Source organism: Pseudomonas sp. NPDC089401, from assembly GCF_044749485.1.
GTDB lineage: Bacteria > Pseudomonadota > Gammaproteobacteria > Pseudomonadales > Pseudomonadaceae > Aquipseudomonas.
Window position 1 is genome coordinate 117,853 of sequence record NZ_JBIVIA010000012.1, and the last position, 20,922, is coordinate 138,774.

Annotated in this window: 25 protein-coding genes and 1 riboswitch; of the genes, 12 read left to right on the forward strand and 13 right to left on the reverse strand. The window is 64.6% G+C overall.

Going from position 1 to position 20,922, the window contains the following annotated elements; translation table 11 throughout:
- The 5 genes from ACIP21_RS23900 to ACIP21_RS23920 form a co-directional block, all read right to left on the reverse strand.
- Positions 1-699, reverse strand: coding sequence for an SDR family oxidoreductase (locus ACIP21_RS23900; RefSeq protein ID WP_400692932.1), 699 nt, complete (start codon positions 697-699; stop codon positions 1-3).
- Complete coding sequence (gene phrB, locus ACIP21_RS23905) at positions 696-2,138, reverse strand: deoxyribodipyrimidine photo-lyase (protein ID WP_400692934.1); 1,443 nt, start codon at positions 2,136-2,138, stop codon at positions 696-698. The genes ACIP21_RS23900 and phrB overlap by 4 nt, the downstream gene beginning before the upstream one ends.
- Positions 2,129-3,028, reverse strand: a complete 900-nt coding sequence (locus tag ACIP21_RS23910; protein ID WP_400692937.1) for a MerR family transcriptional regulator — start codon at positions 3,026-3,028, stop codon at positions 2,129-2,131. Before ACIP21_RS23910 ends, phrB begins: the two co-directional genes overlap by 10 nt.
- Positions 3,018-3,986, reverse strand: coding sequence for a YbgA family protein (locus ACIP21_RS23915; protein WP_400692940.1), 969 nt, complete (start codon positions 3,984-3,986; stop codon positions 3,018-3,020). Before ACIP21_RS23915 ends, ACIP21_RS23910 begins: the two co-directional genes overlap by 11 nt.
- A gap of 120 nt (positions 3,987-4,106) precedes the next feature.
- Positions 4,107-5,093 carry an NAD(P)/FAD-dependent oxidoreductase gene (locus ACIP21_RS23920; protein ID WP_400692943.1) on the reverse strand — a complete coding sequence of 329 codons (987 nt, stop codon included), beginning with the start codon at positions 5,091-5,093 and terminating at the stop codon, positions 4,107-4,109.
- A gap of 187 nt (positions 5,094-5,280) precedes the next feature.
- Here ACIP21_RS23920 and ACIP21_RS23925 point away from each other — a divergent pair, with 187 nt between their 5' ends.
- Both ACIP21_RS23925 and hemH read left to right on the forward strand, forming a co-directional pair.
- Entirely contained in the window at positions 5,281-6,186 is a 906-nt protein-coding gene (locus ACIP21_RS23925; protein ID WP_400692946.1) for a TIGR01777 family oxidoreductase, read from the forward strand.
- A gap of 13 nt (positions 6,187-6,199) precedes the next feature.
- A complete protein-coding gene (hemH, locus tag ACIP21_RS23930) occupies positions 6,200-7,213 on the forward strand; it encodes a ferrochelatase (RefSeq protein ID WP_400692949.1) in 1,014 nt (337 codons plus the stop codon).
- A gap of 225 nt (positions 7,214-7,438) precedes the next feature.
- On the opposite strand, the gene ACIP21_RS23935 is transcribed toward hemH, so the two are convergent.
- Both ACIP21_RS23935 and upp read right to left on the reverse strand, forming a co-directional pair.
- Positions 7,439-8,713, reverse strand: coding sequence for a uracil-xanthine permease family protein (locus ACIP21_RS23935; RefSeq protein ID WP_400692952.1), 1,275 nt, complete (start codon positions 8,711-8,713; stop codon positions 7,439-7,441).
- A 2-nt stretch (positions 8,714-8,715) separates the two neighbouring features.
- Positions 8,716-9,354: a uracil phosphoribosyltransferase gene (gene upp / locus ACIP21_RS23940; protein WP_011532223.1), complete on the reverse strand. Its 639-nt coding sequence runs from the start codon at positions 9,352-9,354 to the stop codon at positions 8,716-8,718.
- 161 nt (positions 9,355-9,515) lie between these two features.
- Here upp and ACIP21_RS23945 point away from each other — a divergent pair, with 161 nt between their 5' ends.
- From ACIP21_RS23945 to ACIP21_RS23960, 4 genes are all read left to right on the forward strand, one after another.
- Positions 9,516-10,073: a hypoxanthine-guanine phosphoribosyltransferase gene (locus ACIP21_RS23945; protein WP_400692955.1), complete on the forward strand. Its 558-nt coding sequence runs from the start codon at positions 9,516-9,518 to the stop codon at positions 10,071-10,073.
- A gap of 2 nt (positions 10,074-10,075) precedes the next feature.
- The gene (locus ACIP21_RS23950; RefSeq protein WP_400692958.1) at positions 10,076-10,549 is read left to right on the forward strand and encodes a WbuC family cupin fold metalloprotein; all 474 of its coding nucleotides are present in this window, start codon (positions 10,076-10,078) and stop codon (positions 10,547-10,549) included.
- A gap of 43 nt (positions 10,550-10,592) precedes the next feature.
- A complete protein-coding gene (locus ACIP21_RS23955; RefSeq protein WP_400692961.1) occupies positions 10,593-11,063 on the forward strand; it encodes a hypothetical protein in 471 nt (156 codons plus the stop codon).
- Between the two features lie 68 nt (positions 11,064-11,131).
- A complete protein-coding gene (locus ACIP21_RS23960; RefSeq protein ID WP_400692964.1) occupies positions 11,132-11,422 on the forward strand; it encodes a PA4642 family protein in 291 nt (96 codons plus the stop codon).
- Between the two features lie 179 nt (positions 11,423-11,601).
- Here ACIP21_RS23960 and mqo read toward each other — a convergent pair whose 3' ends face one another.
- Both mqo and ACIP21_RS23970 read right to left on the reverse strand, forming a co-directional pair.
- Positions 11,602-13,107, reverse strand: coding sequence for a malate dehydrogenase (quinone) (gene mqo / locus ACIP21_RS23965; protein WP_400692966.1), 1,506 nt, complete (start codon positions 13,105-13,107; stop codon positions 11,602-11,604).
- A gap of 603 nt (positions 13,108-13,710) precedes the next feature.
- Positions 13,711-13,944 carry a hypothetical protein gene (locus ACIP21_RS23970; RefSeq protein ID WP_400692969.1) on the reverse strand — a complete coding sequence of 78 codons (234 nt, stop codon included), beginning with the start codon at positions 13,942-13,944 and terminating at the stop codon, positions 13,711-13,713.
- Between the two features lie 145 nt (positions 13,945-14,089).
- Here ACIP21_RS23970 and ACIP21_RS23975 point away from each other — a divergent pair, with 145 nt between their 5' ends.
- Entirely contained in the window at positions 14,090-14,674 is a 585-nt protein-coding gene (locus ACIP21_RS23975) for a YajG family lipoprotein (RefSeq protein WP_167058959.1), read from the forward strand.
- 138 nt (positions 14,675-14,812) lie between these two features.
- Here ACIP21_RS23975 and ACIP21_RS23980 read toward each other — a convergent pair whose 3' ends face one another.
- The gene (locus ACIP21_RS23980; protein ID WP_400692972.1) at positions 14,813-15,019 is read right to left on the reverse strand and encodes a hypothetical protein; all 207 of its coding nucleotides are present in this window, start codon (positions 15,017-15,019) and stop codon (positions 14,813-14,815) included.
- Positions 15,020-15,179: 160 nt separating this feature from the next.
- On the opposite strand from ACIP21_RS23980, the gene ACIP21_RS23985 reads away from it, so the two are divergent.
- Positions 15,180-15,440 (forward strand): hypothetical protein, encoded by a 261-nt coding sequence (locus ACIP21_RS23985; protein WP_400692975.1) that lies wholly within the window; start codon positions 15,180-15,182, stop codon positions 15,438-15,440.
- A gap of 109 nt (positions 15,441-15,549) precedes the next feature.
- Here the strand turns inward: ACIP21_RS23985 and ACIP21_RS23990 are convergent, their stop codons facing one another.
- The gene (locus ACIP21_RS23990) at positions 15,550-16,719 is read right to left on the reverse strand and encodes a 1-acyl-sn-glycerol-3-phosphate acyltransferase (RefSeq protein ID WP_400692977.1); all 1,170 of its coding nucleotides are present in this window, start codon (positions 16,717-16,719) and stop codon (positions 15,550-15,552) included.
- 120 nt (positions 16,720-16,839) lie between these two features.
- On the opposite strand from ACIP21_RS23990, the gene ACIP21_RS23995 reads away from it, so the two are divergent.
- From ACIP21_RS23995 to ACIP21_RS24010, 4 genes are all read left to right on the forward strand, one after another.
- Positions 16,840-17,022, forward strand: a complete 183-nt coding sequence (locus ACIP21_RS23995; RefSeq protein ID WP_010225771.1) for a CPXCG motif-containing cysteine-rich protein — start codon at positions 16,840-16,842, stop codon at positions 17,020-17,022.
- The gene (locus ACIP21_RS24000; protein ID WP_400692980.1) at positions 17,022-17,282 is read left to right on the forward strand and encodes a DUF2007 domain-containing protein; all 261 of its coding nucleotides are present in this window, start codon (positions 17,022-17,024) and stop codon (positions 17,280-17,282) included. The genes ACIP21_RS23995 and ACIP21_RS24000 overlap by 1 nt, the downstream gene beginning before the upstream one ends.
- 15 nt (positions 17,283-17,297) lie before the next feature.
- The gene (locus tag ACIP21_RS24005; protein WP_400692982.1) at positions 17,298-17,918 is read left to right on the forward strand and encodes an SOS response-associated peptidase; all 621 of its coding nucleotides are present in this window, start codon (positions 17,298-17,300) and stop codon (positions 17,916-17,918) included.
- Positions 17,919-18,116: 198 nt separating this feature from the next.
- Complete coding sequence (locus ACIP21_RS24010) at positions 18,117-18,932, forward strand: M48 family metallopeptidase (RefSeq protein ID WP_400692984.1); 816 nt, start codon at positions 18,117-18,119, stop codon at positions 18,930-18,932.
- Positions 18,933-19,019: 87 nt separating this feature from the next.
- On the opposite strand, the gene ACIP21_RS24015 is transcribed toward ACIP21_RS24010, so the two are convergent.
- Both ACIP21_RS24015 and ACIP21_RS24020 read right to left on the reverse strand, forming a co-directional pair.
- On the reverse strand, positions 19,020-19,601 hold the full coding sequence (locus ACIP21_RS24015; protein WP_400693084.1) for a TMEM165/GDT1 family protein: 582 nt from the start codon (positions 19,599-19,601) through the stop codon (positions 19,020-19,022).
- A gap of 23 nt (positions 19,602-19,624) precedes the next feature.
- Positions 19,625-19,813, reverse strand: a riboswitch (yybP-ykoY riboswitch).
- Positions 19,814-19,864: 51 nt separating this feature from the next.
- Entirely contained in the window at positions 19,865-20,863 is a 999-nt protein-coding gene (locus ACIP21_RS24020; protein ID WP_400692986.1) for a methyltransferase, read from the reverse strand.
- Positions 20,864-20,922: the final 59 nt, after the last annotated feature.

Sequence of the window (20,922 nt, forward strand, 5' to 3'; positions counted from 1 at the left end):
TCAGCGCGGCAGTGGCCACAAGCTGGGGATGTCGATCACTTCCAGTACCAGTTCCGGCTCGCGCAGTGCCAGCCGCGACAGCAATACCTCAGCCGCTGTTTCCGGTGTCCAGGCATCCGGCAGTGCCAGTACCGGGGTCACGGCTGTCTTCGGCGACTGCGGCGCCACGGTGGTCAGGTCGATGCCTGCCTCCTTCAACGCCTGGCGCTGCTCGCGCACCCACTGCGGTACATGGTTCCAGCCTGCCGTTACCTGGGTGGGGGCAAACAGCTGCGACGCCGAGTAACGATTGAAGATCGCCATCACTTGCGCGCCGTGCCCCCGGGCCAGCAAGGGCTGTGCCTTGGCCAGGCAATGCTCCGCGGCCAATTGGTTGGTGTTGACGATGGCTTCGAACACCTCGCCCGGCGGCAGATCGTCAGCCAGGTAGTCACTGGTCGCTGCATTGACGATCAATCCGTCCAGCGAACGCCAGGCATGGCAGATCTGCTCGGCGGCCTTGGCCGCCTGGTCTTCCTCATGCAACTGCCAAGGCAGGCGCAACAGGTTGCGGCCATGGCGCTGTGCCAAGGCCTCCATTTCCCCACCTGCCTTGCTACTGGCGGCAACGCGATGCCCTTGCTCGAGCAACTGTTGCACCAAAGCCAGACCTAATCCGTTGCTGGCTCCCGTAACCCAAAAACTACGCGGGTCGTTCAATTCATGGCCCTCTGATCCTGCCGGCGCGGCAAACCCTTGAAGGCTTCCAGTGCGCGCTGGCGACTACTCTTGAGATCGACGATAGGATTGAGATAGTGATTATCGGCGAAAAGATCCCCGGCCTTTGCCGGTTCGTGTATCAATTTTTCATCCAGCCCCCTCAATTCTGGCAGCCAATGGTGAATGAAGCGCCCTTGCGGGTCGAACCGCCGGGATTGTGAAACCGGGTTGAAGATGCGGAAATACGGCACCGCGTCGGTGCCGGTCGACGCGCTCCACTGCCAGCCGCCGTTGTTGGCGGCCAGGTCGCCGTCTATCAGGTGGCGCATGAAGTGGCGCTCGCCCAGGCGCCAGTCGATCAGCAGGTTCTTGCTGAGGAACATGGCAACGACCATGCGCAGGCGGTTGTGCATCCAGCCGGTGTGCAGCAACTGGCGCATGGCGGCGTCGATGATCGGGAAGCCGGTGCGGCCTTCCTGCCAGGCCTTGAGGTCCTCTGGCGCATCGCGCCAGGGCAGGGCTTCGGTCTGGGCACGGAAGGCGCGGTGGCGCGACACCTGTGGATAACCCGTCAGGATGTGTTTGTAGAATTCGCGCCAGAGCAATTCGTTGACCCAGGTCTGGGTGCCGCCGTTGCCGCTGTCGAACTCGCCACGGTTGCCGGCCAGGGCCGCATGCAGGCATTGCCGGGGCGAAATCACCCCGGCGGCCAGGTACGGCGACAGCTGGCTGGTGCCGGGCTCGGCCGGTAGGTCGCGCAGGTGCTGGTAATCCTCGACGGTCTCGTCGATGAAGCGGGCCAGGCGTGCCTGGGCTTCGCCCTCGCCGGCAGGCCAATGATCGCTGAGGGCGCGCGCGGGCTTGGCGAAACCTTCGATGTGCTGCGGGATCGGGTCGCTGGCAATGTCCAGCGGCGCCTGGCGTTGCACGCGTGGCGCCAGTGTCGGCAGGCTGCGGTGCAAGTGTTCCAGGCAGACCTTCTTGAACTGGCTGAAGACCTGGAAGTAGTCGCCGCCGCGGGTGAGAAGGGTGCCGGGGCGGAAGAACAGCTGGTCGAGGTAGCTGTGCGCGCGAATGCCGGCGTTCTCCAGCAACGTGCGGGTGGCGGTGTCGCGGCGCTGTTCGTTGATGCCGTATTCGTCGTTCCAGTGCACCGCTTCGATGGCGTGCTTGCGGCAGACCTCCAGCACGGCTGCGGGGGCCTGGTCCCAGGTGTCGACCTGGCGGACCAGCAGTGGAATGTTCAATGCCTCGAGCGACTGGCGCAGCCGGCGCAGGTTGCGCAGCCAGAAGTCGACCTTGCACGCGGCGTCGTCATGGGCCTGCCACTGGCCGGGGCTGGCCAGCCACAGGGCCACGGTAGGGCCGCGCTGGCTGGCCGCGCTGAGGGCGGAGTTGTCGTCGATGCGCAGGTCGCTGCGCAACCAGATCAGTTGCATGGTTCGGTCGTCTCTACAGGCCGGCGGTCATTGCCTTGCAGCACACGCAATGCCGCCTGCGGGGAATCGAAGAGGTACAGGTCGGGGAGTTCGAAGCTTTCCAGCTGGGCCTGGTGCAGGGCCAGCGTGGCGCCGCCGAGCAGCTTGGTGACCGGGATGCCCTGGAGGGTGCGCAGCAGGGTCCTGGCATCGATGCGCGGGCCCAGGTGCAGCAGCAGGGCGCGTGGCTGCAGCGCCGTGACCGCGCGTTGCAGTTGTGCGCCGCCGACCGGTTGCTCGAGCACTTCGACGGCGATGCCATTGCTGCTCAGCAGCCAGGCGCACAGCCACAGGCGCGGGTCGAAGGGGCGTTCGCTGTCCTCGGCGAGCAGCACCGGCGGGCCCTGCAGCGATTGGTTGTCGTGATAGACCCGGGCCCCCAGCTTGCTGCGCAGCCAGGTCTGGAAGAACACCTGCTCCAGCTCCGCATTGAAGTGCGTGCGCCAGCGTTGGGCCAGGGCGTCCAGCAGCGGCAGCAGCAACTGTTCGCACAAGGTCACGGCCGGGTACAGGGCCATCACCTGGTTCAGTTGCTGGTCGAGGGTGCGTTGCGCCAGGTTGCCGATCGCCTCGGTCAACTGCAGCTGGCGCAACTGCCAATCCCCTTGCGGGGCGGCGCTGGCGGGCTGGTCGAGCAGTTCGCGGACCTGGCCGACCGAAGCGCCGCGGGAAAGCCAGGTCAGGATCGCCTCGACCCGTTCGATCTGGTCCTGCGCGTACAGGCGGTGGCCCTTGGCTGTGCGCTGCGGCTTGAGCAGGCCGTAGCGCCGTTCCCAGGCGCGCAGGGTGACCGGGTTGACGCCGGTGCGGCGGGCCAGTTCACCGATGGGCAGGAGTGTTTCAGACAGCATTGCGCAGCCCCAGGCTTTCAGGGTGCGGCTGCAGGTAGGCCTGTTGCTGCAAATAGGGGTCGGGGTGGTTGCGCAGGTGGTGCTTGAGCAGGGTCAGGGGCACCACCAGCGGTACCTCGCCTTGCTGGTACTGGCCGATGAGGGTTTGCAGTTCGGCCTTGTCCTGCGGGGTCAGGGCATCCTTGAAATAGCCGCTCAGGTGCTGCAGCACGTTGCAGTGGGTGCCCCGGCTGGCGCAGCGGCGCAGGGCCTGCATCAGCTGGCTGAAGTAGCGCGGGCCGACTTCCTGCGGGTCATCCTCGCGGCGCAGGCTGCCGAGCAGGCGCCCCAGCTCGCGGTAGGCCTGGGGGTTGTTGGCCATCAGCAGGTACTTGTAGCGCGAGTGGAAGCGCACCAGCGCGCCACGGCTCAGGCCATCGGCCAACAGCCGTTGCCAGTCGGCATAGGCATAGACCCGGCTGATGAAGTTCTCGCGCAGCACGGGGTCGTGCAGGCGGCCTTCTTCCTCCACCGGCAGGTCCGGGCGGCGGGCGCAGAATGCAGCGGCATAGGCACCGGTGCCGCCTTGGGGCGCGGGGTGACCGTTGTCCTGGTAGACCTTGACCCGTTCCAGGCCACAAGAGGGAGACTTCTGCATGAAGATGTAGCCGCAGATATCGCCGAGGTGGTCGGCCATCTGCTCGCCGTACTGACGCAATGGCCCGCTGAAATCGGTGCCAGGGTTGCGCGTGGCTACCACACTGGGCTGCGCGGGGTCACCCACCAGGCGGATCGGGTCGCGGGGGATGCCCAGGCCGATGGCCACTTCGGGGCACACCGGTTGCCAGTCGAAGTGCGCTTGCAGTTGCTGGCGACAGAGTTCGGAGGCCTTGTGTCCGCCGTTGTAGCGCACGCTCTGCCCGATCAGGCAGGCGCTGATGGCAATGCGTGGCTTGGGCTGGGCGGATGAGACGTGCATGACTGCCTCCGGGAAACTTGTACATGTAATCGAATGTGTACAAGACCATTGCAGCACAGGCAGAAAGTTATGCAAACCAATTTTTTTGTATAGCTTTGCAGCGCTCCTTGGCGCCAGCCGCTATTCGAGGTGTTCCAGCAGCCGGCGTGCGGCTTCCTGGCCGCTGAGCCAGGCGCCCTCGACCCGGCCTGACAGGCACCAGTCGCCACAGGCGTACAGCCCTTGGTCGGCATCGGCCAGCGCGCCCCATTCATGATTGCCGGCCGGCCGTGCGTACAGCCAGCGGTGGGCGAGCGCGAACGACGGCGCAGGTACCACGCAGCCGACCAGCTCGGCGAATTCGCCCCACAGCTGTTCGATCACTTCCTCCCTGGCCAGGTCGATGTGCTGTTTGCTCCAGTTCGAGGTGGCGTGCAGCACCCAGGTGTCGAGCTGTTCGTCGCGGCCAGGCTTGCTGCGGTTGCGCGCCAGCCAGTCGAGCGGGTTGTCCTGCACGAAGCAGCCTTGCATGGGGGTGTCCAGGGGGGCCTGGAAGGCCAGGGCGACAGCCCAGGTCGGTTCCATCTGCACGCCCGCGGCCACCGCCGCGAGCTTGGGGGTGGCGGCCAGCAGCTGCGTGGCCTGGGGCGCGGGCACGGCGATCACCACGCAGCTGTAAGGGCCGTGGCTGCAGCCCTCGGTGTCCTGCAGGTGCCAGTATTGCTTGCCACGAAACACCTCGGCGATGCGGCAGCCGAAGTTCACCGTCACGTCCTTGAGCAGGCCGCGGGTGATGGCGCTCATGCGCGGCGTGCCGACCCAGCGGGTCTGTTCATCCGGTGACGGGGTGAGCTCGCCATCGCGGTAGTTGTACAGCTGCGGCTTCCACTGCGCGGCCCAGCCGGCGGCTACCCACTGCTGCACCTGGTCGACGAAGCGCCGGTCACGGGCAGTGAAATACTGGGCGCCAAGATCGAGCGCGCCGGCTTCGCTGCGCTTGCTGGCCATGCGCCCGCCACTGCCGTGGCCTTTGTCGAACAAGTGGACGGCCAACCCGGCCTTCTGCAAGGCTTGGGCGGCGGACAGGCCGGCGATGCCGGCACCAATGATGGCGATAGGTACTGTCATGATGGCCTCTTCGAACCTGGCTGTAGGCAGACTACGCTGTCGGGCAAACCTGTACAATGCACAATGTTTGTATAAGGTTATTCCGCTTCATAGGTCTAATGGCCTATGGTTATCCGAGAGCGATGGGTCTGGAAAAGTGCCTTGTTCTTAAAAATAGACCATGGCCGCACGCTGCGAGGACACAGCCATGCATATATTGCTGACAGGTGGTACGGGATTGATCGGCCAGCACCTTTGCCAGTTCTGGCTGGGCAAGGGTTATCGCCTGACCGTGTGGAGCCGGCGCCCTGATCAGGTGCCGAAAATCTGTGGCAGCAGTGTGCGTGGCATCGCCCGCCTGGAAGACCTGGCGGCGGACGACCCGGTCGATGCCGTGGTCAACCTGGCCGGTGCGCCGATTGCCGATCGCCCCTGGACAGCCACGCGGCGCCAGCTCTTGTGGGCCAGCCGCATTACCCTGACCGAGCAGTTGCTGGCCTGGCTGGGCAGCCGCGAGCAGCGCCCCGAGGTGCTGATCTCAGGCTCCGCGGTGGGCTGGTACGGTGACGGCGGCGAGCGCGAACTGACCGAGGCCTCGCAACCGGTGCGCGAAGACTTCGCCAGCCAGCTGTGCATCGCCTGGGAAGAGACCGCCCAGCGCGCTCAGGCGCTCGGCATCCGCGTGGTGCTGGTGCGCACCGGCTTGGTACTGGCCAGTGACGGCGGCTTTCTGTCGCGTCTGAGGCTGCCGTTCAAGCTGGGGCTGGGCGGGCCCCTGGGAAATGGCCGGCAGTGGATGCCGTGGGTGCATGTGGACGATCAGATCGCCCTGATTGATTTTCTCTTGCAGCACAAGGATGCCAGCGGTCCCTATAATGCCTGCGCGCCAGAGCCGGTGCGCAACCGCGAGTTCGCCAGGCAGCTGGGCCGTGCCCTGCATCGGCCAGCGTTCATGCCGATGCCTGGGCTGCTGCTCAAGGCCGGCCTTGGCGAGCTGTCGACGCTGCTGCTCGGCGGCCAGCGCGCCCGGCCGGTACGCTTGCTGGCGGCGGGCTTCACGTTCCGCTTCAACGATCTGCAATCGGCCCTGGGCAACTTGTCCAGCCGCCTCTGACATAGGACGCTGCATGACCGATCACGCCCTGCTGCTGGTCAACCTGGGTTCCCCGGCCTCAACCAAGGTGGCCGATGTGCGCCGCTACCTCAACCAGTTCCTGATGGACCCGTACGTGATCGACCTGCCGTGGCCGGTGCGGCGTTTGCTGGTGTCGCTGATCCTGGTCAAGCGCCCGGAGCAGTCGGCCCATGCCTACGCCTCGATCTGGTGGGACGAAGGTTCGCCGCTGGTGGTGCTGACCCGGCGGCTGCAGGCGGCGATGGTCGAACACTGGCCCCATGGGCCGGTCGAGATCGCCATGCGCTATGGCCAGCCGGCGCTGCCCGAGGTGCTGGAGCGCCTGGCCGCGCAAGGCGTGCGCAAGGTGACCCTGGCGCCGTTGTATCCACAGTTCGCCGACAGCACGGTGACCACGGTGGTGGCGCAAGCGCGGCAGAGCGTGGCGGCGCGACAATTACCGCTGGAGCTGCGGGTGTTGCAGCCGTTCTACGATCACCCGGACTACATCGAGGCGCTGGTGGCCAGTGCCAGGCCGCATCTGGAACAGGACTACGACCACCTGCTGCTGAGCTTCCATGGCCTGCCCGAGCGTCACTTGAAGAAGCTCGACCCGACCGGCACCCACGACTTCCAGGCGGCGGATTGCTGCAAGAACGCCAGCGCCGAGATGCGCGCGGTGTGTTACCGCGGGCAGTGCCTGGCCACGGCCAAGGCGTTCGCGACGAAGATGGGTATCCCTGATGGCAAGTGGTCGGTGTCGTTCCAGTCGCGGTTGGGGCGGGCCAAGTGGATCGAACCCTATACCGAGACACGCCTGGATGAACTGGCCAGGGCTGGGGTGAAGAAGCTGCTGGTGATGTGCCCAGCGTTCGTCGCCGATTGCATCGAGACGCTGGAAGAGATCGGCATGCGCGGGAGCGAGCAGTTTGTCGAGGCAGGGGGCGAGGAGCTGGTGCTGGTGCCGTGCCTGAATGATCACCCGGAATGGGTGAGGGTGTTGGCGGGGATGTGCGAAAAGGTCTGATTTGTGGGTAAGCCTGTTCTGGCCCTTTCGCGGGTAAACCCGCTCCCACAGGTACTGCACCTGCCTTGAGGGCAGTAGAGAACCTGTGCTCCCACAGGTACTGCACCTGCCTTGAGGGCAGTAGAGAACCTGTGCTCCCACAGGTACTGCACCTGCCTTGAGGGCAGTAGAGAACCTGTGGGAGCGGGTTTACCCGCGAAAGGGCCAGAACAGGCTAATGCCGGGTCAAGGCTGCTGGTCATCCAGCTTCTTGTGCTTCCAGCCATCGTTGCCCGGCAGGATCAGGTTCAGGGCAATCGCCACGATGGCGCACAGGGCAATGCCCTTCAGGCCCCAGTCGTCCGGGCCGTCACCGCTGCCCACCAGCACGCCACCGATGCCGAACACCAGGGTCACCGAGACGATCACCAGGTTGCGGGCTTCGCTCAGGTCGACCTTGTGACGGATCATGGTATTGAGCCCCACCGCCGCGATCGAACCGAACAGCAGGCACAGGATGCCGCCCATCACCGGGACCGGGATGCTCTGCAACAGCGCGCCGAACTTGCCGATGAAGGCCAGGGAAATGGCGAATATCGCCGCCCAGGTCATGATCTTCGGGTTGTAGTTCTTGGTCAGCATCACCGCGCCGGTGACTTCGGCGTAGGTGGTGTTGGGCGGGCCGCCGAACAGGCCGGCGGCGGTGGTGGCCAGGCCGTCACCCAGCAGGGTGCGGTGCAGGCCGGGCTTTTTCAGGTAGTCGCGGCCGGTCACGCTGCCGACTGCGATCACCCCACCGATATGCTCGATCGCCGGGGCCAGGGCCACCGGGACGATGAACAGGATCGCCTGCCAGTTGAAGGCCGGCGCGGTGAAGTTGGGGATTTCCAGCCAGGGCGCGGCCGCGATCTTGGCGGTGTCGACCACGCCAAAGGCGAACGCCAGGGCAAAGCCCACCAGCACGCCGGCAATGATCGGCACCAGGCGGAAGATGCCCTTGCCGAACACCGCGACGATCAGGGTGGTGAGCAGTGCCGGCATGGAGATCAGCATCGCGGTCTTGTACGGCAGAAGCACGCTGCCGTCTCCGGCCTTGCCCATCGCCATGTTGGCGGCGATCGGGGCCATGGCCAGGCCGATGGAGATGATCACCGGGCCGATGACCACCGGTGGCAGCATGCGGTCGATGAAACCGGTGCCCTTGATCTTCACCATCAGGCCCATGAAGGTGTACACGAAGCCTGCGGCCATCACGCCGCCCATGGTCTCGGCCAGGCCGAACTGGCCCTTGGCGAGGATGATCGGGGTGATGAAGGCAAAGCTCGAAGCCAGGAATACCGGTACCTGACGGCCCGTGACCAGCTGGAACAGCAGGGTGCCGATGCCGGCGGTGAACAACGCGACGTTCGGGTCGAGGCCGGTGATCAAGGGCATCAATACCAGCGCGCCGAATGCCACGAAGAGCATCTGCGCGCCCGAGACGACCTGGCGCCAGAGCGGGTCGTTGAAGCCGTCCTGCATGATCAGGCGTCCTTCTGCTTGGTGCCGAAGATCTTGTCACCGGCATCGCCCAGGCCCGGGACGATGTAGCCATGCTCGTTCAGGCGCTGGTCGATCGAGGCGGTGTAGATCTGCACGTCCGGGTGGGCTTTTTCCACCACCTCGATGCCTTCCGGCGCGGCGACCAGGACCATGGCGCGGATTTCCTTGCAGCCGGCCTTCTTCAGCAGGTCGATGGTGGCGACCATCGAGCCGCCGGTGGCGAGCATCGGGTCGATGATCAGGGCCAGGCGCTGGTTGATGTCCGGGGCGAGCTTTTCCAGGTAGGTGTGCGCTTCGAGGGTTTCCTCGTTGCGGGCAACGCCGACGGCGCTGACCTTGGCGCCCGGGATCAGGCTGAGCACGCCGTCGAGCATGCCGATACCGGCGCGCAGGATCGGCACCACGGTGATCTTCTTGCCGGCGATTTTTTCAACTTGCACCTTGCCGCACCAGCCATCGATCTCGTAGGTTTCGAGGGGCAGGTCCTGGGTGGCTTCATAAGTCAGTAGCGCGCCGACTTCCTGGGCGAGTTCGCGAAAATTCTTGGTGCTGATGTCGGCACGGCGCATGAGGCCGAGCTTATGGCGGATCAGCGGATGGCGGATCTCACGAGTAGGCATGGGGGGCTCCGAAAGGCGGGCAAAAAAACCGCGATAGATTAATCTATTCAGCCTTTGCTGTCGTGCAGTCCTTTTGCACGTTAGTCCATAAATGCTTGATCTGTGACGAGCGGATGCGTACCTTTGCCCGCTTTTCCAAAATGCCCCCCCTGGAGAGCGCCATGTCCGCCGATCTCGAGCACATCCGTCAAGTCATGCGCGAGGCAGACTGCCTGTACACCGAAGCCCAAGTCGAAGCGGCCATCGCCAAGGTCGGCGAACAGATCAGCACGCAGCTGCACGACAAGAACCCGGTGGTGTTCTGCGTGATGAACGGCGGCCTGATCTTCGCCGGCAAGCTGCTCACCCACCTGCAGTTCCCGCTGGAGGTCTCGTACATCCACGCCACCCGTTACCGCAACCAGACCAGCGGTGGTGAGCTGTTCTGGAAGGCCAAGCCGGAAGTGTCGTTCATCGACCGTGACGTGCTGATCGTCGACGACATTCTCGACGAGGGCCACACCCTCAGCGCCATCATCGAGTTCTGCAAGCACGCCGGCGCGCGTGCGGTGCACACCGCCGTGCTGATCGACAAGGAGCATGACCGCAAGGCCAGCCCGGGCCTGAAAGCCAGCTATTCGGGCCTGCCGTGCGTGGACCGCTATATCTTCGGTTACGGAATGGACTATAAAGGCTATTGGCGTAACGCAAACGGCATCTTCGCCGTCAAAGGATTGTGACCATGAGCCAGCCTGCTTTCATCGATCGAACGTTGTTGGCAGAGCTGGCACTGAGGGCCGCTGATGCGCCACGTCAGCGGCATCATCACAACTTCCATGACATGGAAGATCCTTGCCACCGACTGATAATCGCCCTGCAACCTTCCACCTACATCGCCCCGCACCGGCACTTGAGCGAAGACAAGGCCGAAGCCCTGCTGGTGCTCAAGGGGCGCATCGGCCTGCTGCTGTTCGACGAGCAGGGCGGGGTGAGCGCAACGCGCATCCTCGAACCCGAAGGGGAGTGCATGGGGGTGGACTTGCGCCCGGGTATCTATCATTCCCTGGTGGCGCTGCAGGCCGACACCCTGATGTTCGAGTGCAAGGCAGGCCCGTACCGGCAGCTGGGCGAGGGCGAGCACGCGCCCTGGGCGCCCCGTGAAGGTGAAGCGGGCGTGGCCGAGTACCATGCCTGGATGCGCGCGCAGTTCGACTGAGGCCTGGCGTGCTAGAGTGCCCCTTCATGCCAAGGAGCCTCACATGCGTGCGATTCTTCCCCTGCTGCTGGCGGTGAGCCTGCCCCTCGCCGCCGCACCGCTGCACAGCCAGTTCCTCCCCCCCGATGATCAGTCCCTGCGCCAGGAAGCGCCGACCGGCCAGCAGTTGCTGCAAGTGACCGACTACTCGGTGGTGGTGGGCGCCCAGCGTCAGTCCGACCAGCAACCGATCCCGATCACCGCCTCGCTGCAGATGCGCCTCAAGGGCAAGCCGCTGAGCAAGGGCGCGACCATCGGCCAGGTGCTGCTGACCTTCGACGGCGAAGCCGGCAAGAGCCTGAAGAAGCCGGTGTACGACGACAAGACCAGGACCCTGAGCCTGAACTACCCGGTCAGCGACTACCGGGTGATCATGGACCTGCTGCGCAACGAGACCGTCTATGTGCAGTTCCTCACCTACGCCAACGGCCACGTCTGGGCCGACCTGCATACCGGGACCGTACGTTCGCGTTGAGGCGTGCGGCCTGTGGGGGGTACACTGCCGGCCTTCGAAATCCCGTGATGGTCCAGTTGGAGCCGGTAATGCGCAAAGACAAGAAGCAGGTGATTGGTGACGAAATCAGCGACGACTACGTGAAGTCGTTCCTACAGTTCGAGCCGGCCGACGGCGTGACCTCGCCGTCGCACCACAAACTGGTGAAGGCTTACCGTGGGCTGCGGGTCGATGATTTCGAGCGCTTTGTCGGCTTCTTCGTCGAGGCTGGCCTGGACCTGGATGGCAAGGACGAGCACGGCAAGACCTTCGTCGAAGTGATCGCCGACCAGCGCAATGCGCCGGAGTACGTCGAGATCATCGACAACGCCCGGGGCTGATTGGTAAGCCCGTTCGGGCCTCTTCGCGGGTAAACCCGCTCCCACAGGATTTGTGCAGTCTCTGAAGCCTGTGCTGTACCTGTGGGAGCGGGTTTACCCGCGAAGAGGCCAGTACAGGCTGCCGGAGATCCCAGGCACAAAAAAACGCCCCGAGGGGCGTTTTTCAGTTTCAGGCCGGCTCAGGCGTAATGCTTGGCCGGGCTGTCTTCCACCAGTTCCAGCGCCGCATCGTTGTCGGCGCTGATCTTGTGGTACAGCGCCGCATCGGTGGCCAGGGTCTTCTCGCGAGCCGGGAAGATTTCCTTGAGCTTGGCCGCCCAGGCACCCTTGGCCTGCTCGGGGAAGCAGCGCTCGATCAGCTCGAGCATGATCGACACGGTCACCGAAGCGCCTGGCGAGGCGCCGAGCAGGGCCGCGAGGCTGCCGTCCTGGGCCGAGACCAGCTCGGTACCGAACTGCAGGATGCCGCCTTTCTTCGGGTCCTTCTTGATGATCTGCACGCGCTGGCCAGCCACTTCCAGGCGCCAGTCCTCGGCTTTCGCCTCGGGGTAGAAGCGGCGCAGGGCATCCAGGCGCTGCTCCATCGACTGCATCACTTCGCTGACCAGGTACTTGGTCAGGTCCATGTTGTCGCGGGCCACGGCCAGCATCGGGCCGATGTTGCCCATGCGCACCGACAGCGGCAGGTCCATCAGCGAGCCGTGCTTGAGGAACTTGGTGGTGAAGCCGGCATAGGGGCCGAACAGCAGCGAGGTCTTGCCGTCCACCACGCGGGTGTCCAGGTGCGGCACCGACATCGGTGGCGCGCCGACTGCCGCCTGGCTGTAGACCTTGGCCTGGTGCTGGCGGACGATTTCCGGGTTGTCGCAACGCAGCCACTGGCCGCTGACCGGGAAGCCGCCGAAGCCTTTGCTCTCCGGGATGCCCGACAGTTGCAGCAGCGGCAGAGCCGCGCCACCGGCGCCGAGGAACACGAAGCGGGCGTCGACTTCACGGCTGCCGCCGCTGTTGACATCCTTGATGCTGACGGTCCAGCCGCTGCCGTTGCGGCGCAGGCCGACGACTTTCTTGCTGTACTTGACCTGCGCATCCGGCGCGTCGCCCAGCAGCTTGAGCAGCTTGTTGGTGAGCGCGCCGAAGTTGACGTCGGTGCCTTTGGCCACGCGGGTGGCGGCGATGTGCTGGTCGGCCGGGCGGCCCGGCATCATCAGCGGCATCCACTGGCTCATCACGCCCTTGTCTTCGGTGTACTCCATCTCGGCGAAGGCGTGGTGCTGCTTGAGCAGCTCGAAGCGCTTCTTGAGGAAGGACACGCCCTTGTCACCTTCGACGTAGCTCAGGTGCGGGACCGGGTTGATGAAGGCACGGGCCGAGCCGAAGTTGCCTTTCTTGCTCAGGTAAGCCCAGAACTGGCGCGAAACCTCGAACTGAGTGTTGATGTGCACGGCCTTCTTGATGTCGATGCTGCCATCGGCGGCCTGCGGCGTGTAGTTGAGCTCGCACAGGCCGGCGTGGCCGGTGCCTGCGTTGTTCCAGGGGTTGGAGCTTTCGGCGGCTCCGGAGTCCATCGCCTCGACGACCTCAAGCTTCAGGGTCGGGTCAAGCTCCTTGAGCAGTACGGCCAGGGTGGCACTCATGATGCCCGCGCCTACCAATACCACATCAACCGATTCGTTCTGCGCCATTTAACGCGTCTCCACAATCTACAGCTACCTAATTGACAGCATGGGCCACTGGGGTTGCCAGAAGCGCCATGTCCGACTCTTCGCAGTTATTGCCACTACCGCGGACACCGCCAATCAGTCTTCGGGTTGCGCTATTGAACCCCGATTGCCACGGGTGCGGCAATTCGACTTATGGTCAAGGTGTCGTGCGTGCGTTATGGAACGACCTCAGGCACCCATCCGGGATGAGTACTTTAGCCGCCTGTTCAGGGCTGTTCGGGACACATCTGCCGCTTTTGCACATGCCAGACTGTTCATTTGCTCGCCACACTCTTGTGAAGTAGTGAAAACCGTTTTTTCACGCTCTTTTGGAGACGTGAACCTCAAAAGGGGACTGCGCGATGGCAACCCGCAGGTTCATGCAGTGCGAAGGGCCGGAAAAGCAGGCACGACAGCCGATGCAAGACCTGAGTGGAAGGCTCTCTGTGGGCGAAGCGGGTCAAGGTGCCGGGGTCAATCGGCGAATGCGGGGCCCGATCAGGAGACGTCCTTATAATCGGGGGGAGATTATAACGATGTCGCGGGCAGAAAGGTCGTAATTCGTGGTTTTTATTGCAGCGTTTGTCAGGCTGCGAGGATGCGCTGATGCCAACGGCGGCTTGCGCGGCTGCAAACCCGTGCCTCGGCAGGCAGCTCGCGGCCCAGCCAGGCCAGCTGGATTTCGCCGATCTGTACCCAGCCGCTGCCGCTGGGGGGCTGGCTGCACTGCTTGAAGGCCAGGCACTTGCCTTGGCTGTCGAGACGGGCATAGGCGTTGTCGCGCGGGCGTTGGAAGAGTTGGTTCCAGAGCGAGGCCATGACGGTATGTCCAGTGCGGGAGGGCTTGGCGCAAGCATAGCGGGACGGCGATGAAAGCATTGTGACAGGCGGGTCGGGCCGATGACTGGCGCGTGCCTGGCTGGGTATACTGTGGGCCTTAGCCGCATTTTCTGGAGAAACGCGCATGTTGCAACGTCTGTTGTTCGGTTTGATCGCCGTGGCCAGCCTCAGCCTGGTCGGATGTGCCCACAGCCCGCAACAACTCAGCCCGCAACCCACCCTCAAGGCCCAGCTCGCGCCGGTCGGCCATGGCCAGCCGGTGGTGGTCAAGGTGGTCGATGGCCGGCCTTCGCAGTCCCTGGGCACGCGCGGTGGCATGTACCCCGAGACCAGCACCATCAGTGTCAATGGCAACGATGTGGTGCCCAAGCTGCAGGCCCAGGCCGAAGCGGCCGTGCGCCTGCTCGGCTTCACCCCGACGCCGAACGCCTACAACGCGCCGCAACTGACCGTGACCCTGGCCGAGCTGAAGTACCAGTCGCCGAAGGATAACCTGTACGTGACCGAGGCCACCATCGGCGCCACCTTCCGTGCCGACGTGTCCAACGCCAACCGCCGCTACAGTGGCCGCTATGGCGCTTCGCTGGACCAGCGCTTCGGCATGGCGCCGAACCAGGAAACCAACACCAAGCTGGTGGGCGATGTGCTCAGCGATGCGCTGACCCGTCTGTTCAAGGACCCGACCATCGGGCAGGTGCTGGGCGAGTAAGCGTTTCGCTGTAAATGAAAAACCCGCTGCCTGTGTTCAGGGAGCGGGTTTTTTGTTGCCTGTGCGGGCCTCTTCGCGGGTAAACCCGCTCCCACAGGTATGGCACCGCTCTCAAGGCCTGTGATGGCCGGTACAGGCTCATGCGGCCGCTATATGGAAGTCCAGCAAGCTGACGCCGGTGCCCATGTCCACCTCGGGCAAGTCCTCATGCACATGCCCGCCCAGCGCGCAGTAGACCAGCCACTGGCGGTCCTGGACATTGATGGCGAAACCATCGATCAGCGCCTGCTGCTCCTCGCTCTGGGCCACGAGATAGAGGCGGTCCTGGTTTTCGGCGTGCAGCATCGACAAGCTCCGGTACGGGAAAAGGCCGATAGGGTGGCCTGTCTTGATGACGAACCTGTGACAGATGAAATTTAGTGACACTTTGTCGCCCAGGCCGGGCGCCATGGCGGGACTTCGGTAGAATGCCGGGCTTCGCTGTCGTTCTAACCGAGGTTGCGTGATGTCCTTGCAAGTGCTCTGGGGGTTCCTGTCCGCCCACCCGACCAAGCTGATCAACCTGCTGGCGCTGTTGCTGACCTGCCCGGGTGGCCTGCTGCTGCAGAGTGCGCGGCGGCGTGAGGTGATCACCCGCGAGAGCCTGGCCGTGGATGAAGGGCTGGTGGATGCCTTCGACCAGCGGGTGCCGCGCTATTACTACATTCTCGGGTTTGCCTGCCTGGCCATGGCGCTGCTGCTGTCCTGGTTCAGCACTTGGGTGTGAACCTTTGGGGGCCGCTTTGCGGCCCTTTCGCGACACAAGGCCGCTCCTGCAGGGGAGGTAGGAGCGGCCTTGTGTCGCGAAAGGAGCGCAAAGCGCCCCCAGAAATCCGTCAGGCGACCGAAGCCTGCTGCCTGACCTGGTACTGATTGCGCACCGGCGTCGCATACTGCAGCACCAGGTACGGCCGTTGCTCCTCAGGGCAGGCATCCAGCCGGCGTTGCCATTCTTCCCTGGCCTTGGCCAGCTCCTCGGCCGGGAACACCGTCTCGGCGCTCGGCACCTGCAGGGCCTCGTCCTTCTCCCCCCACATCGCATAGGCCAGGTAGTGCACCGGGAACAGCCGGTAGCCAGCGAGGATCTGCCGGTCGGTTTCCTGCGCCAGTTGCTTGGTGTCCTCGTAATACGCGGTCACCGGCGGGGCGAAGTTGATGTGCACCCGGCCCTTGTAGCCGGTGATGCCCTTGGCGATGCTGACGTCGTCCTCGCCCGGCGCCTTGGTGTAGCTGCCGGTGGTGGCGCGGATGTACAGCTCGCGCGCCTTGGCCTGGTCGCACGGGTCGTATTCGTAGCTGATCGACACCGGCGTCAGGTTGAGGCTCTGGATCACCGCGCCGAACGGCTCGTCCTTGCGGCTCATGTGGAACATCTTGAGGATCGCCGAATCGGTGCGGTCGTCACCATCCTTGGCACGGCCCTCGGCCTGGGCGATCCAGATCGAAGTGGCGTCATTGCGGATCGAATGGTTGATGTAGGCCGAGAGCAGCTGGTAGGCGGCGAGCTTTTCGCGGCGGCCGCTGATCGAGCGGTGGACGATGAAGCTCTTGTTCAGGCGCATCATGTCGCTGACGAACGGCTTCTGCAGCAGGTTGTCGCCAATGGCGATGCGCGGCGTGGGCAGGCCGGCGTGGTACACCGCGTAGTTGACGAAGGCCGGGTCCATGACGATGTCGCGGTGGTTGGCCAGGAACAGGTAGGCGGTACCGGACTTGAGCTGCTCGACACCGGAATAGGTGACGCCGTCGGTGGCGCGCTCGATGGTCTGGTCGACGTAGTACTCGACCTTGTCCTGCAGGGTGGACACGCAGGTGACGCCGGCAAACTCCTTGCGCAGGCGGCGGGCGATCAGCGGTTTGAGCAGCCAGCCGAGGGCGCCGGCAGCGCGCGGGAATTTGAAGTGGGTGAGGATATCGAGGAATGCCGGGTCGCTGAGCAGGCGTGCCAGAACGGCAGGGACCTCAGCGTCGTCGTACGGTCGGATGGCATCGAATTCGCCCATCATGCTCTCTTGTTGGAAACGGCTAGGGTAATAAGGTAGGGGCGGGGCCGAAAAACGGCTCGACACACACGGGCCCTGTAAACAGACCGGCAATTATACGCACAAGTCACCCCGGAGGCCGCGATGCTGGAAACTGCGATCTACGATTGCCCTTATTGTGGTGAGGAAGTCGAAACCACGGTGGACTTGTCCGGCGGTGACCAGGAATACATCGAGGACTGCCAGGTGTGCTGCAAGCCTATCCGTTTCGTGCTGCAGGTTCATGGTGAGGAATGGATGCTGGATGTTTATGGCGAGAATGACTGATGCGGCGGATCTACGAACCGGAAAACCTGCTCGAGGCCGAAATGCTGGCCGGCATGCTGGCCAGCGAGGGCATCGAGGTGCACCTGGCCGGCCGTGACCTGATGGGTGGTGTCGGCGAGCTGCCGCTGCAGGGCCTGCTCGGGCTCGCGGTGCCGGATGAGCAGGCCGAGTACGCACGGCAACTGATCGATGCGTACAATGGTGCCCAGCCGCTTGCCGGCGACGAACCGGAGAGTTATCCCGGTACCTTGATCTGCTAGGTTCTGAAATCGCCCATGTGTGGACGCTACGCCCTGTTCCGTTGGCCCCAGGCGCTTGCCAGCCTGCCAGGCTTCCCTGCCGGCCAGCCGGCGCAATGGAATATCTCGCCCGGCGCCTCGGTGCTGATCCAGCGCCAGCTCGACGGTGAGCAGCAACTGGCCAGGGTGCGCTGGGGGCTGACCCCGGCGTGGCTTACCGATCTGTCGCGCACCCCTGCCCATGCCCGCGCCGAAACCCTGGCCGAACAGCCGATGTTCAGCGAGGCGTTTCGCCTGCGCCGCTGCCTGATGCCGGCCAACGGCTTTTACGAATGGCGTGGCACGGTACGCAAGCGGCCTTACTGGCTGACGCCGGGGGAGGGCGCCGCACTGTACTTCGCGGCGATCTGGGAGGCGTATCCGGTGCAGGACCAAGTGTGGTTGAGTTGTGCGGTGGTGACCCAGGCGGCGATGAACCAGCGTCGGCCGCTGATTCTCGATGAGGCCGGCAGGGCGGCCTGGCTCGACCCGGACACGCCGCTGCCGCGCTTGCATGAATTGCTCGCCAGCCCGCCAGCGACCCTGCGTGAGCGGGCGCTGGCGCATTTCGTCAATGACCCCAAGCTGGATGCGCCGGAGTGCCTCACCCCCGTCTGATGTGCCACCTGTGCCGGCCTCTTCGCGGGCAAGCCCGCTCCCACAGGTAAGGCACAGGCATTGAAGGTGATGATTTCCTGTGGGAGCGGGCTTGCCCGCGAAAGGGCCGGGCCTGCAACACAAAATCTTCCCTGCGGCTCTGGCGGCCCGCAGCTGACTCAGCCTAGGATACGGCGCATGCAAAAAGGGAGAGTTTTCATGCGCAAGTCTTTTCTCGTCAGCCTGTTGAGTGCTGGCATTCTGCTGGGCGGCTGCCAGTCAGTGAACACCACCAGCGGTGGTGCTGTCGGTGTCGAGCGCAAGCAATACATGTTCAGCATGCTGTCGACCGACGAGGTCAACCAGATGTACGCCAAGTCCTACCAGCAGACTCTCGGCGAAGCCTCGACCAAGGGTGTGCTGGACAAGTCCAGTGCCGACGCCAAGCGGGTTTCGGTCATCGCCAACCGTCTGATTGCCCAGGCCCCGAAGTTCCGGCCGGATGCCGCGCAATGGAACTGGGAAGTCAACGTCATCAAGAGTGACGAGCTCAATGCCAACTGCGGGCCTGGCGGCAAGATCATCGTCTACACCGGGCTGATCGACCAGCTCAAGCTCACCGACGCGGAAATCGCCGCAGTGGTCGGCCACGAGATCGCCCACGCCCTGCGCGAGCACAGCCGTGAGGCAATGTCCAAGGCCTATGGCGTGGAAATGGCGCGCCAGGGCGCCGGAGCGTTGTTCGGCCTGGGCCAGAACAGCATGGCCATGGCCGACACCGTGGTGAACTACGCCATGACCCTGCCCAACAGCCGCGCCAACGAGAACGAGGCCGACCTGATCGGCCTGGAGCTTTCGGCCCGCGCCGGCTATGACCCGAACGCCGCGATCACCCTGTGGAACAAGATGAGCAAGGCGTCGGAGGGCGCGCCGCCCGAGTTCATGAGCACCCACCCGGCCTCCAGCAGCCGGATCGCCTCGTTGCAGGCGGCGATTCCCAAGGTGATGCCGTTGTACCAGGCGGCCAAGCAGTGATACCGAGCGACACTGCATGAGTCGTATTTCCCTGTAGGAGCGGCCTTGTGTCGCGAAAGGGGCGCAAAGCGCCCCAGCTTTCCCGGTTTACCCTACCCAGCCGCTGGTCTTCATCGCCGAGTACACGGCCACGATCGCCAGCACGAAGAACGCCGCGGCCGCCAGGCGACGAATCAGCGCCAGTGGCAGTTTGTCCGCCGCGAAATTACCCGCCAGCACCACCGGCACGTTGGCGATCAGCATGCCCAGGGTGGTGCCGATGATGACCAGCAACAGGTGCGGATACTGGGCTGCCAGCATCACCGTGGCGACCTGGGTCTTGTCACCGATCTCGGCCAGGAAGAACGCGATCAGCGTGGTCAGGAACGGTCCGAAGCGGCGGGCCGGGTTCTCGTCGTCGTCCATCTTGTCCGGTACCAGGGTCCACAGGGCCGTGGCGGTGAAGCTTGCGGCCAGCACCCAGTGCAGCACCGTCTCGCTGAAGAAGCCGCTGACCCAGGCACCTACGGCGCCGGCCGCGGCATGGTTGGCCAGGGTCGCGGCGACGATACCGGCGATGATCGGCCAAGGCTTGCGGAAGCGGGCGGCGAGAATGAGCGCGAGCAATTGTGTCTTGTCGCCGATTTCGGCCAAGGCAACGATTGCGGTGGGGACCATCAGAGATTCCAGCATCAGGATTCCTACGGGGGCGGGTCGACACGGCTATGACACGTACAGCCTCCCCGCCCCGGGTAAGGTGTGCGTGTCATAGGTCTTGTCAAACCGAGGACCTGTCTGTGCAGGCCGCTGGGTCGCACGCGCCATGGCCTGTGGGCCAAGTATGTTGACGCGTGCCGGGCGAGCAGGGCGCTCGCGGGAGACTACTCCCCTAGGACGGTGCGGATTCTGCCTAGCCGAACGCGTTTCGGCAAGCGTTGTTTTTCGGGGGAAGTTTATCCCCGCGTTGCCCGATAGATCCGGAAGCCGTCGCCCTCGGCGCAGGTCTGGCAGTTGCCCAGCGCCGTTTCGATCAGGGGTTGGTAGCGCAGGAAGCTGTTCGCCACAATGCGCATTTCGCCACCTTTTCGCAGATGTTGACCTGATTTTTTCAGCAAGTTTTCCGATGCCTGGTAGTGCGTGTGCACCCCGGTGTGGAACGGCGGGTTGCTCAGGATAAGGCTCAGGTCGGCCGGTGCCGCGTCGATGCCGTCACCGCTGATGACCTCGCCTTCCAGGCCGTTGGCCGCCAGGGTCAGGCGGCTGGCCGCGACGGCGAAGGCATCCACATCGAGCAGCGTCACCCGGCTCTGTGGATAACGCCGCTTGACCGTGGCACCGAGTACGCCGGCGCCGCAGCCGAAGTCCAGCACATGGCCGACCGGCAGGTTGTCCAGGTGCTGCAGCAGCAGCGCGGTGCCGCGGTCGAGGCGGCCGTGGCTGAACACTCCGGGCAGGCTCACCAGCTGCAGCGGCCCGTCCTCGAGGTCGAGGGTGAAGCGCTCGGCCAGGCTCTCCAGCGGTTTGGCTTCAGGGGCGTTGTCCACCGTCACCTGCCACAGCTGGCAGTGCCGTGCACTGTCGAGCTTGCGCGGTTTGCCGAAGGCTTGCAGCTGCTTGGCCGCGCCTTCGATGCCGCCGCGTTTCTCGCCGACCAGGTACAGCTCGCGACCGGCCAGGCGCGAGGCCAGGGCATTGAGCAGGTAGGCCGCCAGTTCGCGCGACTTGGGCAGGAACAGCACGGCGGCCTCGAAGGCCACCGGCGGCACCTCGACGCCGTAATGGCTGCGCCCGGCGAAGCGGGCGTCGAGCATGGCCTGGTCGCCTGCGTGCCAGGTCCAGCCATGGGCCTGGGGCAGTTGCCCGAACAGGTCGTCGGCGGGGGCGCCGGCGACCAGCAGCGGGCCCTGGAACAGTTCCGCCTGGCGGAGCAACACTTCACTGCGCGGGTCCATGGACGACGCCTCCTGAAAAAAGGCGCGCAGTTTAGCAGAGCTGGGCCTGGGACTCAGCC

Coding starts and splice junctions, on each gene's coding strand:
- ACIP21_RS23980 (WP_400692972.1), bottom strand. CDS start 15,019: ATGCTGCACGCCGAAAACCAGGACCGCCTCTATCTCGTGGCCCAGAGC.
- ACIP21_RS23920 (WP_400692943.1), bottom strand. CDS start 5,093: ATGACAGTACCTATCGCCATCATTGGTGCCGGCATCGCCGGCCTGTCC.
- ACIP21_RS23975 (WP_167058959.1), top strand. CDS start 14,090: ATGTTGCAACGTCTGTTGTTCGGTTTGATCGCCGTGGCCAGCCTCAGC.
- mqo (WP_400692966.1), bottom strand. CDS start 13,107: ATGGCGCAGAACGAATCGGTTGATGTGGTATTGGTAGGCGCGGGCATC.
- ACIP21_RS23985 (WP_400692975.1), top strand. CDS start 15,180: ATGTCCTTGCAAGTGCTCTGGGGGTTCCTGTCCGCCCACCCGACCAAG.
- ACIP21_RS23925 (WP_400692946.1), top strand. CDS start 5,281: ATGCATATATTGCTGACAGGTGGTACGGGATTGATCGGCCAGCACCTT.
- ACIP21_RS23945 (WP_400692955.1), top strand. CDS start 9,516: ATGTCCGCCGATCTCGAGCACATCCGTCAAGTCATGCGCGAGGCAGAC.
- ACIP21_RS23935 (WP_400692952.1), bottom strand. CDS start 8,713: ATGCAGGACGGCTTCAACGACCCGCTCTGGCGCCAGGTCGTCTCGGGC.
- ACIP21_RS23950 (WP_400692958.1), top strand. CDS start 10,076: ATGAGCCAGCCTGCTTTCATCGATCGAACGTTGTTGGCAGAGCTGGCA.
- ACIP21_RS24010 (WP_400692984.1), top strand. CDS start 18,117: ATGCGCAAGTCTTTTCTCGTCAGCCTGTTGAGTGCTGGCATTCTGCTG.
- ACIP21_RS23970 (WP_400692969.1), bottom strand. CDS start 13,944: ATGGCCTCGCTCTGGAACCAACTCTTCCAACGCCCGCGCGACAACGCC.
- ACIP21_RS24020 (WP_400692986.1), bottom strand. CDS start 20,863: ATGGACCCGCGCAGTGAAGTGTTGCTCCGCCAGGCGGAACTGTTCCAG.
- ACIP21_RS23955 (WP_400692961.1), top strand. CDS start 10,593: ATGCGTGCGATTCTTCCCCTGCTGCTGGCGGTGAGCCTGCCCCTCGCC.
- ACIP21_RS23910 (WP_400692937.1), bottom strand. CDS start 3,028: ATGCTGTCTGAAACACTCCTGCCCATCGGTGAACTGGCCCGCCGCACC.
- ACIP21_RS23990 (WP_400692977.1), bottom strand. CDS start 16,719: ATGATGGGCGAATTCGATGCCATCCGACCGTACGACGACGCTGAGGTC.
- ACIP21_RS23960 (WP_400692964.1), top strand. CDS start 11,132: ATGCGCAAAGACAAGAAGCAGGTGATTGGTGACGAAATCAGCGACGAC.
- hemH (WP_400692949.1), top strand. CDS start 6,200: ATGACCGATCACGCCCTGCTGCTGGTCAACCTGGGTTCCCCGGCCTCA.
- phrB (WP_400692934.1), bottom strand. CDS start 2,138: ATGCAACTGATCTGGTTGCGCAGCGACCTGCGCATCGACGACAACTCC.
- ACIP21_RS24000 (WP_400692980.1), top strand. CDS start 17,022: ATGCGGCGGATCTACGAACCGGAAAACCTGCTCGAGGCCGAAATGCTG.
- upp (WP_011532223.1), bottom strand. CDS start 9,354: ATGCCTACTCGTGAGATCCGCCATCCGCTGATCCGCCATAAGCTCGGC.
- ACIP21_RS24005 (WP_400692982.1), top strand. CDS start 17,298: ATGTGTGGACGCTACGCCCTGTTCCGTTGGCCCCAGGCGCTTGCCAGC.
- ACIP21_RS23915 (WP_400692940.1), bottom strand. CDS start 3,986: ATGCACGTCTCATCCGCCCAGCCCAAGCCACGCATTGCCATCAGCGCC.
- ACIP21_RS23995 (WP_010225771.1), top strand. CDS start 16,840: ATGCTGGAAACTGCGATCTACGATTGCCCTTATTGTGGTGAGGAAGTC.